This window comes from Microbulbifer mixtoriginis (SeqCode), assembly GCF_052467515.1.
Genome location: NZ_CP174314.1, coordinates 3,623,765 through 3,640,691, shown reverse-complemented (window position 1 = coordinate 3,640,691; position 16,927 = coordinate 3,623,765). Strand labels below are relative to the sequence as shown.

16 protein-coding genes and 1 tRNA gene are annotated in these 16,927 nt (G+C 41.6%); 15 read left to right on the top strand and 2 right to left on the bottom strand.

All coding sequences use genetic code 11. The annotated features are described in order from the left end of the window. Positions 1-121: 121 nt before the first annotated feature. From ACJJIT_RS15660 to ACJJIT_RS15645, 4 genes are all read left to right on the top strand, one after another. A tRNA-Ala gene (locus ACJJIT_RS15660) sits at positions 122-197 on the top strand. A 351-nt stretch (positions 198-548) separates the two neighbouring features. Further along, complete coding sequence (locus tag ACJJIT_RS15655) at positions 549-1,118, top strand: hypothetical protein (RefSeq protein ID WP_444898991.1); 570 nt, start codon at positions 549-551, stop codon at positions 1,116-1,118. Between the two features lie 39 nt (positions 1,119-1,157). Then, positions 1,158-1,763 (top strand): hypothetical protein, encoded by a 606-nt coding sequence (locus tag ACJJIT_RS15650; protein WP_444898990.1) that lies wholly within the window; start codon positions 1,158-1,160, stop codon positions 1,761-1,763. Positions 1,764-2,032: 269 nt separating this feature from the next. Next, positions 2,033-2,890 (top strand): hypothetical protein, encoded by an 858-nt coding sequence (locus tag ACJJIT_RS15645; RefSeq protein WP_444898989.1) that lies wholly within the window; start codon positions 2,033-2,035, stop codon positions 2,888-2,890. A 57-nt stretch (positions 2,891-2,947) separates the two neighbouring features. Here ACJJIT_RS15645 and ACJJIT_RS15640 read toward each other — a convergent pair whose 3' ends face one another. Beyond that, entirely contained in the window at positions 2,948-3,202 is a 255-nt protein-coding gene (locus ACJJIT_RS15640; protein WP_444898988.1) for a tyrosine-type recombinase/integrase, read from the bottom strand. A gap of 156 nt (positions 3,203-3,358) precedes the next feature. Further along, complete coding sequence (locus ACJJIT_RS15635; RefSeq protein ID WP_444898987.1) at positions 3,359-3,997, bottom strand: hypothetical protein; 639 nt, start codon at positions 3,995-3,997, stop codon at positions 3,359-3,361. A gap of 1,431 nt (positions 3,998-5,428) precedes the next feature. On the opposite strand from ACJJIT_RS15635, the gene ACJJIT_RS15630 reads away from it, so the two are divergent. The 11 genes from ACJJIT_RS15630 to wecC all read left to right on the top strand — a co-directional run bounded on the left by ACJJIT_RS15630 (position 5,429) and on the right by wecC (position 16,868). Then, entirely contained in the window at positions 5,429-6,220 is a 792-nt protein-coding gene (locus ACJJIT_RS15630; protein WP_286037003.1) for an ABC transporter permease, read from the top strand. After that, positions 6,217-6,927, top strand: a complete 711-nt coding sequence (locus ACJJIT_RS15625) for an ABC transporter ATP-binding protein (protein WP_252084721.1) — start codon at positions 6,217-6,219, stop codon at positions 6,925-6,927. The genes ACJJIT_RS15630 and ACJJIT_RS15625 overlap by 4 nt, the downstream gene beginning before the upstream one ends. 3 nt (positions 6,928-6,930) lie before the next feature. Next, positions 6,931-8,169: a hypothetical protein gene (locus ACJJIT_RS15620; protein WP_444898986.1), complete on the top strand. Its 1,239-nt coding sequence runs from the start codon at positions 6,931-6,933 to the stop codon at positions 8,167-8,169. Between the two features lie 136 nt (positions 8,170-8,305). After that, the gene (locus ACJJIT_RS15615) at positions 8,306-9,934 is read left to right on the top strand and encodes a polysaccharide biosynthesis/export family protein (protein WP_444898985.1); all 1,629 of its coding nucleotides are present in this window, start codon (positions 8,306-8,308) and stop codon (positions 9,932-9,934) included. Positions 9,935-10,035: 101 nt separating this feature from the next. Next, complete coding sequence (gene rfbA, locus ACJJIT_RS15610; protein WP_252084724.1) at positions 10,036-10,974, top strand: glucose-1-phosphate thymidylyltransferase RfbA; 939 nt, start codon at positions 10,036-10,038, stop codon at positions 10,972-10,974. A 49-nt stretch (positions 10,975-11,023) separates the two neighbouring features. After that, the gene (gene rfbC, locus ACJJIT_RS15605) at positions 11,024-11,572 is read left to right on the top strand and encodes a dTDP-4-dehydrorhamnose 3,5-epimerase (protein WP_444898984.1); all 549 of its coding nucleotides are present in this window, start codon (positions 11,024-11,026) and stop codon (positions 11,570-11,572) included. 154 nt (positions 11,573-11,726) lie between these two features. Further along, the gene (gene rfbD, locus ACJJIT_RS15600) at positions 11,727-12,599 is read left to right on the top strand and encodes a dTDP-4-dehydrorhamnose reductase (RefSeq protein ID WP_444898983.1); all 873 of its coding nucleotides are present in this window, start codon (positions 11,727-11,729) and stop codon (positions 12,597-12,599) included. Positions 12,600-12,770: 171 nt separating this feature from the next. Further along, positions 12,771-13,850, top strand: a complete 1,080-nt coding sequence (gene rfbB / locus ACJJIT_RS15595) for a dTDP-glucose 4,6-dehydratase (protein ID WP_444898982.1) — start codon at positions 12,771-12,773, stop codon at positions 13,848-13,850. A gap of 51 nt (positions 13,851-13,901) precedes the next feature. After that, entirely contained in the window at positions 13,902-14,369 is a 468-nt protein-coding gene (locus tag ACJJIT_RS15590; protein WP_444898981.1) for a hypothetical protein, read from the top strand. A 22-nt stretch (positions 14,370-14,391) separates the two neighbouring features. Further along, on the top strand, positions 14,392-15,516 hold the full coding sequence (wecB, locus tag ACJJIT_RS15585) for a non-hydrolyzing UDP-N-acetylglucosamine 2-epimerase (RefSeq protein ID WP_444898980.1): 1,125 nt from the start codon (positions 14,392-14,394) through the stop codon (positions 15,514-15,516). A 71-nt stretch (positions 15,517-15,587) separates the two neighbouring features. Continuing rightward, the gene (wecC, locus tag ACJJIT_RS15580; protein WP_444898979.1) at positions 15,588-16,868 is read left to right on the top strand and encodes a UDP-N-acetyl-D-mannosamine dehydrogenase; all 1,281 of its coding nucleotides are present in this window, start codon (positions 15,588-15,590) and stop codon (positions 16,866-16,868) included. Positions 16,869-16,927 lie beyond the last annotated feature (59 nt).

Here is a 16,927-nt window from a genome sequence, read left to right as displayed (position 1 = left end):
GGGGCTGTGCCGGCTAAGTTGCTAACTAATTGATTAAAAAGTTATTTTTTCTGTTGACAGGCGTCTAAACCTTGCTAAAATGCGCCTCGCTTTCAACGGAAACGTTAAGCAAAAAGGATTTGGGGCTATAGCTCAGCTGGGAGAGCGCAACACTGGCAGTGTTGAGGTCAGCGGTTCGATCCCGCTTAGCTCCACCAAATTTCCCTTGTATTTCAAGGGGTTGCGAGAAGAGGGGCACGACCTCTTATCCGGTGGACAAAAACGTGAACAAAAACTCGCAAGAAAGAAAAAAGAGCCTTCAGGGCTCTTTTTTTTCGTCTAAATTTTTCTCTTTCCTGCTTTACAGCAGCCTGCCACTCACGTTCAGAGTCTAACTATATCCAACCTTCTATTTGCTCCCAATGTACTTCCGATAAAAGGATCAAGAGTGGTTCCAATGACCTATAGATAGGAAGCGATATCTCATTGATTTTATGGGTTTCAAAAGTGATGTATAACGGCGAAAATACAAGGAAAAAACTTCTTTTGATTAAAGGCTAGGGAAGGTTATGCCATTAAATCATTTATCTACATATGCTCAACTAACAGACGATCAATTTACGATTATTGGCAAAATTGTTGTCGAGTGGTCGAATATAGAGGTACTTTTGGGCCAATTGCTTTCTCGGTTGTTGGTAACCCCAGGGTTTCTAGCTCGGTCCTATACAGATCAGATGAGCGCAGTAAAACTCCAAGCCGCTATCAAGGAGGGTGTTGATATTCATAAGCAACGTTATAACTGCTCTTTGATTAATGAAAATCAGTTGAAGGAAATATTAGATGTTAATGATCGTATTACAGAATTAAGGGCAAGTCGTAATAAATTTGCGCACTTTTGTTGGATTCGAAGCACTGATGATGAGATTTTTGGTACTAATTTTTCAGGTGGCATGCCAAACACTAAGAAGCATAAGAAGAGTTATATAACTTTTACTGTTGGAGAGTTGGCGGCCTTTCATGAGAAGGCATATAAACTTGTGGATGAGCTATCTGCACTTGTGAGTTCCTTACCAGAATTGGAGGAAGATGGCTTAAGAAGTAAAGTCACTGAGCGAAGCAAAACTGAAATGGAGCCGTAGATGATGGTTAAATGTAAGGTTGCTTAATTGGAGGGGGCTATGAGTAAAGAAGAAAAAATTATCAAAATAAATAGTAGTGAGGATATAGATGATAATAATAATGAGAGAAAATTTTTATTTTCAATGGGTAGAAAGGAAACTTACCAATTTATTCTAGTTCTTTACGGCTTGGTTATGATTGGTGCAGCGTTGATATATACAGCCAGCCTAAATCCTAATATTTTTACTTTGCACAAAGATACACTTTTAGTTATTACTGATGCGTATAATATTGTCGTTATTTTGGCTGTTCCTTTGCTTTTTGGTATTTTAGGGGCTTCATCAAGAGTGATGCTCTCAGGCTTGAAGGTCATAGAGAACTTAAAGTTGGTTTTTTCTTCAGGTTTGATGGCCTCCTTCTCATGGCTTGGGATTAAGAGTAAGATATTTTTGGCGTTAGTTGCTCCTTATGTGACAGTTTCGCAAGCTCAAGATTCGCAAGATGTAAGTGTGGCGGTTTCTGGAGTAGGAAATGAAATTTATTCAATGATTCTTGTTTCAGTTGTTGTAGGAATGTTCTCATCAAATCTGTATCTGTTTGTATACCAGAGAGTTGAACGGCTTACTGGTGGTGCTCGAGTGTCACTACAAAAAAATGAGCCATAAAATATTTAACAGTATCATTGTTTCTTGTGAATGTTTGACTCTTTAAATGGTTTATATGAATGGTCTTGGAGCTAAAAACATACGTTATAATAAGTGAGCGGCGTCTTAGGTGGCTTCAAAATACTGCTTGTGAAAATGTCAGTAAAAAATATAAGCATTAATTTATTTTATCTATAAATCAATTCTAAGTGTATCAGGATCAATAAAAGTATAGTTGTGTAAGGTTCTATTTAGGGTGGTTCTTTTCGTTAAGGGTACAGGGAATTATAATGAGTGAAGAAAAATTACAATGTGGAATAGTAATGCCTATTTCATCTATCGATGGGTGCTCTGAATCTCACTGGGCTGAAGTTTTGGGGATTGTTTCTGAATCCGCACGTGCTGCAGGATTTTATGGTGAACTGGTAAGTAATGCTGATGAGGTGGGTATCATTCATAAAAGAATTATTCAAAATTTATACGAAAATCCGATTGTTGTTTGTGATGTTAGCGGTAAAAACCCTAATGTTATGTTTGAATTGGGGATGAGGTTAGCATTTGATAAGCCAACTATAATCATAAAGGATGATAAAACAACATATTCTTTTGATACATCTGCAATAGAGCATTTGGAATATCCAAGAGATCTCAGGTTTTCAAAAATTGTTGATTTTAAGAAAAAGCTTTCCGAAAAGATAAAAGCCACATATAAAAATTTTTCAGAAGATGAAAACTATACAACTTTTTTAAAGCATTTTGGTGAGTTTAAAATAGCAAAGATTGACCAGGCAGAGGTTTCTGGGCAGGAATTTATTATTGAAGAGTTGAAAAATTTAAGACGCTCAATGAATCGCCTAGAACATAACAATCGCATTAATAACAGATCAGAGCTTGATTTTTCCAGAAGTGATATAGATATTTGTCTTGAGGGTGTGAAGCCTTCTCTTCGTGATGAAATTTTTGAATTTGTAATGAATCACCCTGGACTTATTAGTTATGGGGCAATGCAAAATGACAATGGCCATATTCATCTAAAAGCACAAGCTATAAATTCAAAAGATGCAGATAAAATTAAGAGGGAAATAGAGTCTACTTTTTTGCTTTCTTCTGGGGAGGTAAGGGGTGTTTTAAGTGGAGTTAATCTATAAGAAGTAATTTAATGTATTGCATTGTGATATGCTGAATAGAGAGTGTTTATAACTTTTTCAAAACTCTCTACCCAAGGTCTTTTCATCTAAGTAAATACTAATTTCATCATAATCGATGCCGTGTCCCGCTTGATAAGCTTGTGTGACACGTTCATCGGTATGCGCCATTAGCTGCTGCACTGACTTAACGTCATACCCCATTCGCTTATACCGGTTTGAGGCCAGACTGCGTACTTCGTGGAAGCTGGGTGGAGTTTGGTTTTTGGGTAAGCCGATATAGAGTCCGCTAGCGTTGCGAACTTCTGTAAACATATCGCTCAACCGGTCGGGGATTACCTGGCAAACATGCTCTTTAATTTTTCCCGTTCGCCGTTGCTTAGGTGTGTGGCTCAGTATATAGGGGCAGCGGTAATTTCTTAGGCTAAGTTCTCTTGCGCGGTGAATAAGTTTGCCAAGTTGTTGGTGGGTTTATAAATTAAAACTTAAGTGGCTGGCGGCGAGGCTATCTCGTTGCGCTTCAGATTTATTAATCGTTTTGCGAAGGTGGTCACCTTGAAGGTGTTTCTCAAAGTTCAGCTCGCAAATATCAGCGCGGCGCATAGTGGTGAGCATACTGATACCCATAGCTATTTGCAGAGCCTCATAACCCATCTCACCGGCCTTTTCATAAATGGTCCAGTAAGCCTCTAGGGTTAGGCGTTGACGTTTCTTGGTAGGTTTTCCTTTTTCCAGTAGGCGCGGTCGATCATCGGTAGTGGTAAACGGGTTGCTTTCGAGCTTGCACAATCCTTCAGCCATTAAAAAATTGAAGAATTTATTAAATTCCGAACGGCGTGCATGCTGCTGGTGAAAGGTAAGGGACTCCCACCATTTGCGCAGATCCGCGAGTTTGGCCTTGTGTATGTGGATGGCCTCAAAGTCCTCCCCAAACCGCTTCAGTGCGTTACAGCGATTACGCCAGCTGGCTTTACTGGGTAAGCGTGGGTCATTCTCCACCCGCCATTCCATATCGTGCACGGTATGATGAGCAAAGCTGACTCTATCGGGTACCTTGCCGGGTTTGCGTTTTACGTTATCACCCCGGTGAGCATTGGCCTGCTCCGCCATACGCAAAGTATCTCAAAGGATGCTTTGAAGATTTTGTTGGAGCCATCCGGGCGGCGATAGCGCCAGCAGTTTTCCCTGTGGCACGGGTCCGGTTAGAGGTTGTCCGGCAATGCTGTGTCACCCACCATATGGGGTTTCTTAGGTCTGGCCATTTCCTAGCCAGACGACTGAGTTACCTGCTCTCAGCCTGCCAGCAGGTTTAGCTGGCTTATGAATTGGTCAAAGTTAACCGCATGTCGCTGCCCAGGTGGTAACACAGAAGGGATGATTCTATGTGGATGGCAGCTGTTGAAAATTGAATCTATGAAAGATTTGAGCCGTGCCTTTTATGTCATGGACACGCACTTTTTAGCAATCAAGAGTGTCTTCTTTATTGAGGGTTTGACTTTATTGGGGGTAAGTATCAGTGGAGCCAGCTGTTAAGGTAGGAGCAGAGTATGAAAGAGCTATAAGATTTGATCCTCATATGCTCAAAACATGTTTCGAAGTTGCTCAGTTATTAGACGACTGTGTTTGTACACTCATAATTTTGATAGTAGGCAGAGATGCTTTTGCAAGCTAGCGTGTGTTGTGCCTGCTCACTGCGAAACATGATCAAGTTCAGAGTGCTCGGCCTAGCCATCCCATGAAAACTGTACCAAAGTTTCAAGTCATTTTCGGAAATGAGTTGTGTCTGTAAATCTTGCTCCTTAATCGATAGGAGGATTTCCGTACTGATTACTTGCGGGCATATGAGGTCAGCATGACTTTTAAGTAGGTTGTGAGTGCTAACCAACTTCTAGAGCGCTACCCTGCTCCCTTTCATATTTACATCTAGTACAAGTTCTATTTTTCTAGGGGAATTCAGAGCAAGTCTTGGATGCTGGGCCATTCCACAATTTTTTGGTAGCGATTTTGAAAAATTACCTTGCAAGTTTGGGGGTAAACCCTTAGGGGCTTAGTCCTATCACATTTATGGATGTGTATAAAATCAGCTCGATTCGTATAAAAATGATACTGTGTTTTCGTTATGGCTTTAGAGAGAGGTAAGTGCTCACAAAGTAAGTTAAGAGAGAGCTACTTGTTTGCCCATTGATGACAGGCACCAGACGCACATTGAGACTGGTTTTTAATCTGTGTAAGTTCTGCGACTTGTAAGAAAGCAAGTTATCAGACGGGGTTCACGTAATGGCGCGTAATTAATTTAGTGTGACGTAGATCAATCGCCGCGATAATATGCCGCGCTGACCAACAAGGCTGCTGATGTACTCAGGAGGAGTCATCATCATCTATTCCTGCAAGCTTTGAAGCTATCAGAAGTAGATGAGTGAAGTTCTACCAAGTATCACTCGGGTATTTGAAGTAAATCCTTCCAAATGGATTTGAAGTCATTATCCCAGTTTCACGTTTTAGATAGCGGGACTGGTTCACAGTTATTCAAGAAAAGCTGCTATGGGCCCAAAAACTTCGCGAACTGTCTGGCAGATCCAGCGGGATGTAATCTACGCACTGCTTGTGCGCGAAATGAAAACTAGGTTTGGCAAGTGGAAGTTGGGTTATGCCTGGGCTCTTTTGGAGCCCACCATGCATATCATGGTTTTGGCTGCGATCTTTAGTTTCATTGGGCGGGAATTTTATCCTGGGATTCCCACTGCGTTGTTCATGCTCGGTGGTATCGCTCCGTTTTTATTTTTTTCCCATTGCTTTGGTAAATCTATGGCTACGGTGGACTCTAACCGTGGTCTCTTCAACTATCGACAACTACGCCCCTTTGATGCCGTTTTGAGCCGAGTGATGTTGGAGTTTGCTATATACATAATAAGCATGGTTGGGCTATTAGGGATACTGGCTTGGGGTGGTATATCAGCAAAGTTTAATAACTTTCTACTGTTAGTTGCAGTAAACATTTTCTATCTTTGTTTCATATTCGGCATGAGTTTGGCTCTTTGTGTAGCAGGCGCGAAATATCCTGAGATTTCGAAGTTCGGATCCTTAATCCAGCGACCACTTTATTTTATGTCGGGAGTGTTTTTCTCCCTGGAACAGATACCTGAAAAATACCATCCATTTCTTGCCTGGAACCCTTTGTTACATGTGATTGAGTTAACCCGTGAGGGATTGTTCAGTAGTTATCACGGCATGTTTGCAGACTTGCCTTATCTGGCTTTCAGTTCGTTAGCAATGCTCGCTTTTGGTTTGTTGGCTTACCGCAGCCAGTGGAGAGATTTGGTACGCAGCAAGTGATCGAGTTAAGAAATCTGACTAAGTCCTTTCGAACACCGAATGGTCGCAAAATGTTGTTTAAAGATGTGAATGCTATTTTCCCTGAAGGCAAGAATATTGGCATTCTTGGACGTAATGGTGCCGGCAAATCAACCCTGTTACGGATTATGGGCGGCATTGATTATCCCGATTATGGACAAGTCATTACCAACGAGCGCATATCCTGGCCTATGGGGCTTGCCAGTGGCTTCCAGGGTAGTATGACAGGCAGAGAGAATGCCGAGTTTATCTGCGGTATTCACGGGATTTGGGGAACGGCTAGGCAAAAGGTATTAGATAGAGTTCAGGATTTTGCAGAAATTGGTAATTATTTTAATGCACCGGTTAAGTCTTACTCTTCTGGTATGCGCTCCCGCTTAGCGTTCGGCCTAAGTATTTCTGTAGATTTTGATTGTTACTTAGTAGATGAAGTGATGTCGGTTGGCGATGCACATTTCAAACACAAATGTGAGCAGATTATCGCGGAGAGACGTAAATCAGCCAATTTTATTATTGTGGCCCATGCAATGCAGCAACTGAAAAAGAACTGCGATGTTGGTATCTATCTCGGGCCGGAAGGGTTACAGATATACGATACCGTAGAAGAGGCTATAGAGGTTTATCAGCAGGGAATCCCCAAGCCCAAGGTGCAACTACAGAACAGGGCCGCACAGGCACTTAAGGCATAGACAATGAAAACAAATACGCAGCTTGTCACAGAGCAAAAGACTAAGCCCGATAGTGGCGCATTTAAAAGAACCGCTGAGGTTGTGAAAGGTATATTTGCAAGTTTTGCTGCGAATGAACCGCAGCCACAACCTGGTGCAGGTCGCTCGCGCATGAGCTCTTGGCATGGATTACTGCTTTGTGTTGGCCTACCGCTGTTTCTGGTATCCGCCTATTATCTATTCTTTGTTTCGGATCGCTATGTCAGTAGTACCCAGCTTATTGTAAAAGACAACGGTTCCAGCCAAGGAATGTCCCCCTCGCTCGGTTTCCTGTTGCCTGGGGTGGGAATAGACAATCAGGATGCCTTCCTAGTGGTCAACTATATCCAGTCTCTGGACATGGCGGTGTATCTGGATAAAACATTGCAATTAAGTGATTACTACAAGAGCGATCGCTACGACATCTTCTCTCGTCTCGGTTCGGAGGCCAGCCAGGAAGATTATTTGAAGTACTACCGCAAACATATTGCAGTTGATTACGATGAGTCGACTGGCATTATTACAATCGAAATGCAGGCTTTTGAGCCTGAATTTGCTCGTAGGTTAGTTGAAACTGTTACCCAGAAATCTGAAGATTTTGTAAATGCGATTAGCAATCAGCTGGCTGACAAGCAAGTGGCTTTTGTTCGCAGTGAGCTGGAGTTGGCGCAGAATAAACTCCGTGCCTCTAAGCAGGAGATTCTCGACTTTCAAAACCGCAATAAAGTTGTCAGCCCAGAAGAGCTTACCAAAGGCATCAGCGGCATTATTCAAGGATTGGAGGCAAAACTTGCTGAGCAGCGTGCCAAGCTGACTGCGGCCAAAACCTACCTTAATCCTAATTCCTCTCAGATTGTCTCTATGCAGGCTGAAATTAATGCCTTGGAAGGGCAAATAGCTGCAGAAAAGGAACGCCTTGTAGGTGTCTCAGACGCTCAGGGAGAACAGCGACTCAACAGTTTGAGTGCACACTTTCAGAATTTGGAATTGAATCTTCAGTTTGCCACCGATGCTTACGCCGCATCCCTTAAAGCCTTGGAGACAGCGCGAATGGAGGCTTCCGGACGGCTGAAGCATTTAATGGTTGTCAGTCAGCCGTCGTTGGCTGAGAAAGCGGAATATCCACGCAAACTTTATAACCTCACTAGCTTGGCAATTATCCTGTTATTAATTTATGGCATTGTGAAGATGCTGGTATCCAGTATCCGCGACCACAGGATTTAGTATCGTTAATCCCTGTTGAAGGTTTAGAGGGTACTGAAAGTAGCTGAATTATTGAAAACGAAACTAGCCAAAATTTTTAATTCAAAATTTGGGCTTTAGAAATAGATACACAAACTAAAAAACCGAAAAAATGATCGTGAGAAACTTAAAAACCCTTGGGGTATTATTAGGCTTACTGACTGGCTTTGCCTTGCCAAATGCGCAGGCCCTGGAAACCCAACTGTTGGATAAGAATGAATCTACAGAGATTCCCAGATCCAATGTGCCGGTCTTTGGTCAATCCCTATTCCAAGGTGCTTTTAAAGATCAGCCCTTTAGTGGCTTTAACCCAGACTATCGTATTACCGTAGGTGATCAGATTAACCTACAGCTGTGGGGCGCCTATAGTTTTAGCGCGACCTTGGCGGTGGACCCCCAGGGTAATATTTTTGTGCCTGAGGTTGGGCCGGTACATGTAGCCGGCGTGAAAAATGGCGAACTCAATGATTTTGTTCTGCGTCACGTTAAAAGCGTATTTAAGAAAAATGTGCGCGCCTATGCCAATCTGGAAGCGAGTCAGCCAGTCAAAGTATTTGTAACTGGCTATGTGAAAAATCCAGGCTTATATAATGGATACTCCTCTGACTCCATCCTCTACTATCTGGATAGTGCCGGTGGTATTGATCGCGATAGTGGCAGCTTTATAGATGTTAAAGTTGTACGTGGTGATCAGCTGTTGCAAAGCGTCAATCTGTATAAATTCCTTACCGAGGGCAGCATGCCCGCATTGCAGCTGCGTAATGGTGATACCATTGTTATTGGAGCACGTAACGGAGCCGTTTCTATCGAAGGCGCGGTGCAACAGGCCGCAGAAATTGAATTTAACGGTCCTTACACCCAGTTAGGGGAGATGTTACTGGTTACCAAGCCAGATCCGCAGGCTAATTTTGCCCGTATTACCCAAGTGATCGATGATCAGCAGCAAGCCAGCTATTTACCTCTAGAGGAAGCTCTGAATACTGCGCTTTATCCTGGGGCCAGAGTTGAGTTGGTTAGAGATAACGACATCAAATCGATATCCGTTAGCGTAAGTGGTGAATTGGATGGCCCTGCCAGCTATGTCCTTCCCTATGGCGCAACCCTGGAAGATCTCTTGTCGCAGCTTCAGTATCGCGGTAATGCCGATCAATCTGCAGTGCAGTTATATCGTAAGAGCGTGGCCAAGAAGCAGCGTGCAGCACTAGAACGCTCCCTTGATGCACTTCAGATGGAAGTTCTTACCCGCCAGCCAAACACTGAGTTAGAAAAAGGCGCTCAGTCTGAAAATGCGGCAATGATTCAAAAATTTATTGCTGAGGCACGAAAAGCACATCCCCGTGGTCAAGTGATACTGGCTAACAATCCCAATGCTGGAACGATGTTGCTTGAAGATGGTGACAGGCTGGTGGTGCCCCTGAAGAACTCGACCGTTTCAGTAGTAGGTGAAGTGATTTTCCCCACATCACTGGTATTTAATGCGCGCCATACACTGGAAAATTATATTGAAATGGCTGGCGGTTTCTCCAATAACGCCAATCAAGATGAACTGGTGATCCTGCATTTGGATGGCACAATCAGCCGGGTTAAAAAAAGGAAGTTCGATAATCGTCTGAAGGATATCTTGCGCCCTGGCGATGAAATAATGGTGATGCCAGAAGTGCGCTCCAGTGAGCTACAGGTGACTAAAGATGTCACAGAAATTCTTTATCGTATTGCTGTAGGAACGGCGGCAGTTTTGTCCTTCTAAAACTTAAAGTTACTTCCTTCTTTTAATTACTTTTGGTAATTGAGAGTGAGAAAGCAAACATAATAAGGAGGGAGCAGCTTATTTAGCTTCAGGGGAAAACTATGGAAATAAAAGGAAGCTCAACCAGGAAGGGAATTATTCTTGCTGGTGGCTCTGGTACGCGCTTATACCCCCTAACTAAAGGGGTAAGCAAGCAACTGATGGGCGTCTATGATAAACCAATGATTTATTATCCCCTGACAACTCTAATGCTTGCGGGTATCCGAGATATATTGGTTATCACTACTCCAGAAGAGCAATATTTGTACCAGCGCTTACTTGAAAGTGGTGAACAATGGGGTATTAATATTAGCTATGCGATACAGCCAAGCCCAGATGGTTTAGCACAAGCATTTTTGATAGGCCGTGATCATGTAGGAAACAATAGTAGTGCTTTAGTACTTGGCGACAATATATTTTATGCCCAACATTTTAGTCAGATACTGCAGCGCTCTGATGCACGTGAAGATGGTGCAACGGTATTCGGATATCGAGTAGCAGATGCAAAGGATTATGGAGTCATTGAATTTGACAAGGAAGGTAAAGCAATAAGCCTAGAAGAAAAGCCGGTTCAACCTAAATCTAATTATGCTGTGACTGGTCTTTACTTCTATGATAATCAGGTGTGTGACTTAGCTAGAGAAGTGAAGCCTAGTACTCGTGGTGAACTAGAAATTACTGATATCAATAATGCTTACTTGAACAGAAATCAACTAAACGTTGAGTTCTTAGGCCGTGGTAGTGCTTGGTTGGATACCGGAACCCATGACAACCTGCTTGAGGCCGCACATTTTGTTCAAACTATGGAGCGTCGTCAGGGGTTGAAAATTGCTTGCCCAGAGGAGGTAGCCTATCGTAAGGGATTTATCTGCGCAGAGCAGCTGGAAAAGCAAGCTCAGTCACTTTTGAAGAGTGGGTATGGTGAATATCTCATGAACCTATTGTACGAAAATGGCGAAATCTCCTCTTTAACTCAGCAACGCTTAGCCACATTACTTTGACCTAAATGCTTGACCCATGTTGAGAAAAATCAGCAGTTAGAGAAACCGCATGAAAGTGATTGAAACCGCAATTCCAGATGTGAAAATTATTGAACCTAGAATCTTTAATGATGATCGTGGTTTCTTTTACGAATCCTTTCGCCAGGATTTCTTCAATAAAGAGTGTAAAGATAGAATTTTTGTTCAAGATAACCACAGCAAATCTACACAAGGAACACTTCGTGGCCTCCATTACCAAACCAAGCAGTGTCAAGGTAAGCTGGTTCGAGTCACTAAAGGTGAAGTTTTTGATGTGGCGGTTGATTTACGTAAAAATTCGCAAACTTTTTGCCAGTGGGTTGGTGTGACGCTTTCAGCAGTAAATAGACGCCAACTTTGGGTGCCGGAAGGCTTTGCTCATGGTTTCTATGTCACTAGTTCTGAGGCAGAGTTCGTTTATAAATGTACTGATTACTATGCACCCGAGTATGAGCACTCCATCCGCTGGGATGATCCTGAACTGTCGATCGAATGGCCCTTGGTAAATGGCGAGGAGCCAAAACTCTCGGCTAAAGATGCTGAGGGAAAATATTTAAAAGAAGCGTTTGTTTTCGAGTAAAGGCTCGTTGTAGACAAGATCTATTCTTCAAAGTATAGCCAAAATAATGAATAGGCTCAGGTATGTAACTTTGAGGGATAAGCTTCATCATTCCTAGTTTCCACCATAAGGGACAGGAACAGTTGGCACTAACTAATTCAGTGTGAATAAGTAAATGAGAATCCTAGTAACAGGTAGAAATGGCCAGCTGGCAAGAGAATTACAAAAACGCAAACCGCGCGATGTCAATCTGGTAGCGCTAACCCGCAATGATCTGGATGTCACAGATAGTAATCAGGTTATGCAAGCTGTTAATAAGTACAAACCAGATACGTTGATTAATGCCGCTGCCTACACGGCGGTAGACAAGGCGGAATCAGAGAGAGAGCAAGCTTTCGCAATTAATGCTACGGGTCCGGAAAACTTAGCTAGGGCCTGTCACGAAATGGATACTCGCTTAATACATATCTCCACAGATTTTGTATTTGATGGCCAGGGTTGTAGCCCATACAAACCTCAGGATTCGATTCGTCCATTGGGTATCTATGGAGAAAGTAAAGCTGCTGGTGAAGCTGCCGTTCAAAGTGTATTACCACAAGCAGTCATTTTACGGACAGCCTGGGTTTATGGCGCCCACGGAGCTAATTTTACCAACACTATGCTTAGACTTATGCGCGACCGTGATCAGTTAGGTGTAGTTGCAGACCAGATAGGTACCCCTACTAGCTGTATAACATTGGCTGAAACTATCTTTACTTTGGTAAGCAAACCGGAAGTTAGCGGTATTTATCATTGCACCGATGCCGGTACAGCCAGCTGGTATGATTTTGCTGTAGCGATCTATGAGGAAGCCAAAAATTTAGGGGTGCTAACCAAAGACGCTAATGTCAATATTATACCAATTGGAAATGCCGAATATCATTCTTGCGCGGTAAGGCCGTCATACAGTGTATTGGATAAAAGTAGCCTCGTAGAAGATCTAGGTATTGAGCTAAAGCACTGGCGTCAAGCATTGCGTCAAGTGTTACAAGAAAAAGTTAATAGCTAAAAAGTATACTCGATTCCTATATCCTTTTTTGTAACTTACAAAAAGGATATAGGAGCCTAAAGTTAGAAGTTAAATACGTCATATTTTAATATTTAATTATCGATTACTTAGAGCTATGCATATATTCAATTATTTCTTTCCTACTTTATAAAAAGAAGTGGTAGCTACAGAATGAGTAATTTACTGGTGACTGGTGGCGCAGGGTTTATAGGTGCGAATTTCGTACACTATTGGATGGAAAATCACCCTGAGGATCGAATTATAGTTCTCGATGCTTTAACCTATGCAGGAAATAAAGCGAATCTGAATCCGGTAGCAAAAAATACTAATTTCTATTTTTGTCATGGAAATATCTGTAATACATCTCTAGTAGAAGCTCTACTTAAAGAGTATAAAATTGATACGCTGGTACACTTTGCGGCAGAAAGTCATGTAGATAGGTCTATCTGTGGTCCAGATTCATTTATTGAAACCAATATTATCGGAACATACAGTTTACTTAAGGCTGCTAAGAGGGTGTGGTTGGATGAAGGAATAAACAAAGATAGCCATCGATTTCATCATGTTTCCACGGATGAAGTTTATGGAGCTTTGAATTCTGAGGATTCACCATTTAGGGAAACCACACCTTATGCACCTAATAGCCCCTACTCAGCCAGTAAGGCAGCTTCTGACCATTTGGTGCGTGCTTTCCATCATACATATGGCCTAAAGATTACAACCAGTAATTGCTCGAACAACTATGGGCCTTACCATTTCCCAGAGAAACTAATACCACTAGTAATCACCAATATTCTACAGAACAAATCATTGCCTATATATGGTGATGGCCAGCAAGTACGTGACTGGCTTTTTGTAGCTGATCATGCCCGTGGGATTGAGCTGGCGATACAAAAAGGAGAGTTAGGGGAGTGTTATAACATAGGTGGGAATAATGAATGGACCAATATCGATATCGTTAAGCTGATATGTAAAAAAATCAATAAAGAATTTTCCAGAGACCCTGAACTAAAAAAACAATATCCTCTGGCAGTACATGCAATACAAGGAAGGGCACAAGAATTAATAACTTTTATTTCTGATCGCCCTGGCCATGATCGTAGATATGCTGTGAACACAGATAAGGCTGTTTCACAATTAGGATATCAGCCGAGTGAATTTTTTGAATCAGGTATAAAGAAAACTATTAGCTGGTATCTCAAAAATGATACTTGGTGGAGACCTATAGTGCTTAACAATTACCAGAAGTAAGTTTTAGGTGTTAACGAAATTTTTTAAGTGATGAGTTATGAGGAAGCTGTAATGGATGAGAGATATCAAATTCAATTATTAATGGAATCTCCTCTTTTTGATGCTGAATGGTACAAAAATCAGCATCCAGATGTGGAAAGCAAAAAGCTAACACCTGAACAGCATTATCTACGTTATGGATGGAGAATGGGGAGAAACCCTTCGGTTTCGTTTTGTAGTGTAAGTTATCAAGAACAGTATCCTGATGTCGTTCAGAATAATGAGAACCCACTTATACATTACTTAAATTTCGGACGAAGTGAGGGGCGTGAAGTAAAGCCTGTAGATCATAAAAAACTGAATATACGATCTGATATTGACTTAAATAAGGGGAGTAACAGTTTTCAGGTAAGTAATAGAGATCTTTCTCAATCAAATGATTTAGTTCTCATGCAATTAAAAGAAACTCAACGTTTATTAGAAAAGTATTTTTTGCGTTGTCAGGAACTTGAGTATCAAATTATGGATGCAAAAAGATAAGTTTATTTAGGGGAATGTGGAGATGAAAGTTCTAATCGTGTTTGGGACACGCCCAGAAGCGATAAAAATGGCTCCTTTGGCGTTAAAGTTACAGCGTGATACTCGGTTTGATGCATCAGTCTGTGTTACCGCACAACATAGAGAAATGCTTGATCAAGTTCTTAGTCTATTTGAATTAAAACCAGATTATGATTTGAATTTGATGAAACCGGGGCAAGATTTAACAGATATAACGACGGGTATTCTTCAGGGAATGCGTGAAGTATTGACAAAATCAAAGCCAGATATTGTATTAGTGCACGGCGATACAGCGACAACTTTTGCAACGAGTTTGGCTTGCTACTATCAACAAATCCCTGTCGGGCATGTTGAAGCAGGATTGCGGACGGGGAATATTTATTCACCCTGGCCAGAGGAAGCGAATCGTAAGCTTACAGGTGCTTTAACCGCATTACATTTCGCTCCTACAAATGATTCCAAAAATAATTTAATAAAAGAAGGGGTTTTAGAAGAGAGTATTTTTGTTACAGGAAATACAGTAATTGATGCTCTACTGGAAGTCGTCCATAAGCTTGATAGCAACCAGTCAACTTATGAAAAGGTAAGGGAGGAATTTCCTTTTTTAGAAGATGCTCGAAAGATGCTTTTGGTAACGGGGCATAGACGAGAAAGCTTTGGTGGTGGGTTTGAGCGAATTTGTCAGGCATTAGTAAATACCGCTAAAGAACACCCAGATATTCAAATAGTATACCCAGTACATTTAAATCCAAATGTTCGTGAACCAGTGAATCGTATATTGAAGGGAATAGAGAATATATACCTTATAGAGCCACTGGATTACTTACCATTTATCTACTTAATGAATAAATCCAATATTATTCTAACTGACTCTGGAGGTATTCAAGAGGAAGCCCCTTCACTTGGCAAACCGGTTTTAGTAATGCGGGATACTACGGAACGGCCAGAGGCTATTTCTGCTGGAACCGTGAAGCTGGTCGGGACGGAAGTAGATAATATTACTCGGGAACTAAATTTGCTGCTCACAAATGAGAGTGCATATAAGGAAATGAGCTTTGCACATAATCCCTATGGTGATGGCAAGGCCTGTGAAAAAATAATCAACGAATTAATCAGTTTAAAAAAATAGGATTAAAAGGCAGAGTAAATTAATTGCTTTACTTTTAAAATAACAAGCAGGAAAGTTCTTTAAAGGTGTTTATGAAATTTGAAACTATTTCCGTTATTGGGTTAGGTTATATTGGATTACCTACTGCCGCCGTGATCGCTTCACGGAGGAAAAAAGTGATAGGCGTAGATGTAAACCAAAATGCTGTGGATACGATTAACCGGGGTGAAATTCACATTGTAGAACCTGAGCTAGATATGATCGTACACGCTGCGGTAACAGAAGGATATCTCCAGGCTACAACTAAGCCACAGCCATCAGATGCCTTTATGATTGCAGTGCCTACGCCTTTTAAGTCAGGACTTGAGAATAATCATCATGAAGCAGATCTTAGCTACATTAAAGCTGCTGCAAAAGCTTTAGCCCCAGTTCTAAAATCAGGGGATCTAGTAATATTAGAATCTACCTCTCCTGTAGGAGCAACTGAAAAAATGTCTGAATGGCTTTCTGAGATTCGTTCAGATCTTACCTTCCCCCAAACTCATGGCGAATCTTCCGATATTCGTATTGCACACTGCCCTGAACGAGTCCTACCTGGACACGTGGTACGTGAGCTGGTTGAAAATGATCGTGTCATTGGAGGCATGACACCAAAATGTTCTGAAGCGGCCAAAGCTCTGTATAAAATTTTTGTTTCAGGTGAATGTTTGGTAACGACAGCTAGAACTGCTGAAATGGCGAAGTTAACCGAAAATAGTTTTAGAGATGTAAACATTGCCTTTGCGAATGAATTGTCGATTATTTGTGAAAAACTAGATATAAATGTATGGGAGTTGATTTCCCTCGCCAATCGTCATCCTAGAGTAAATATATTACAACCAAGTGCAGGTGTTGGAGGTCATTGTATTGCCGTAGATCCCTGGTTTATTGTTGACTCATGTCCTGAAGAGGCACATTTGATACGCACGGCACGTGAGGTGAACGATAAAAAGCCGAGTTGGGTATTGAATCAAGTTAAAGATGCATTGATCAAGTCATGCGAAAGTAAAACTGGGTGTACCACAAGTGATATTAAAGTGGCATGCCTAGGCATTGCTTTTAAACCGGATATTGACGATTTACGTGAAAGTCCTGCACTGAGTATTACAAGCGAAATTTCAAAATTAGGATGTCAGGTACAGGTTGTTGAGCCTAATATCGAACGCCTTCCGAAGGATCTTGTACGAGAAAATATAGAACTTGTATCTTTGAGGCAATCTCTGGATGAAGCTGATGTGATTTGTATACTTGTTAAACATAGCCCTTTCACAGAAGAAATTAAAAACCTATCAGCTAAGAATTTCATTATCGACTCAGTAGGCCTACTTAGCTAGGTACTTAGTTGAGCGGAACCTGCCGCTAAAACCTAATAGTAATTATCAGTTTGCTAATC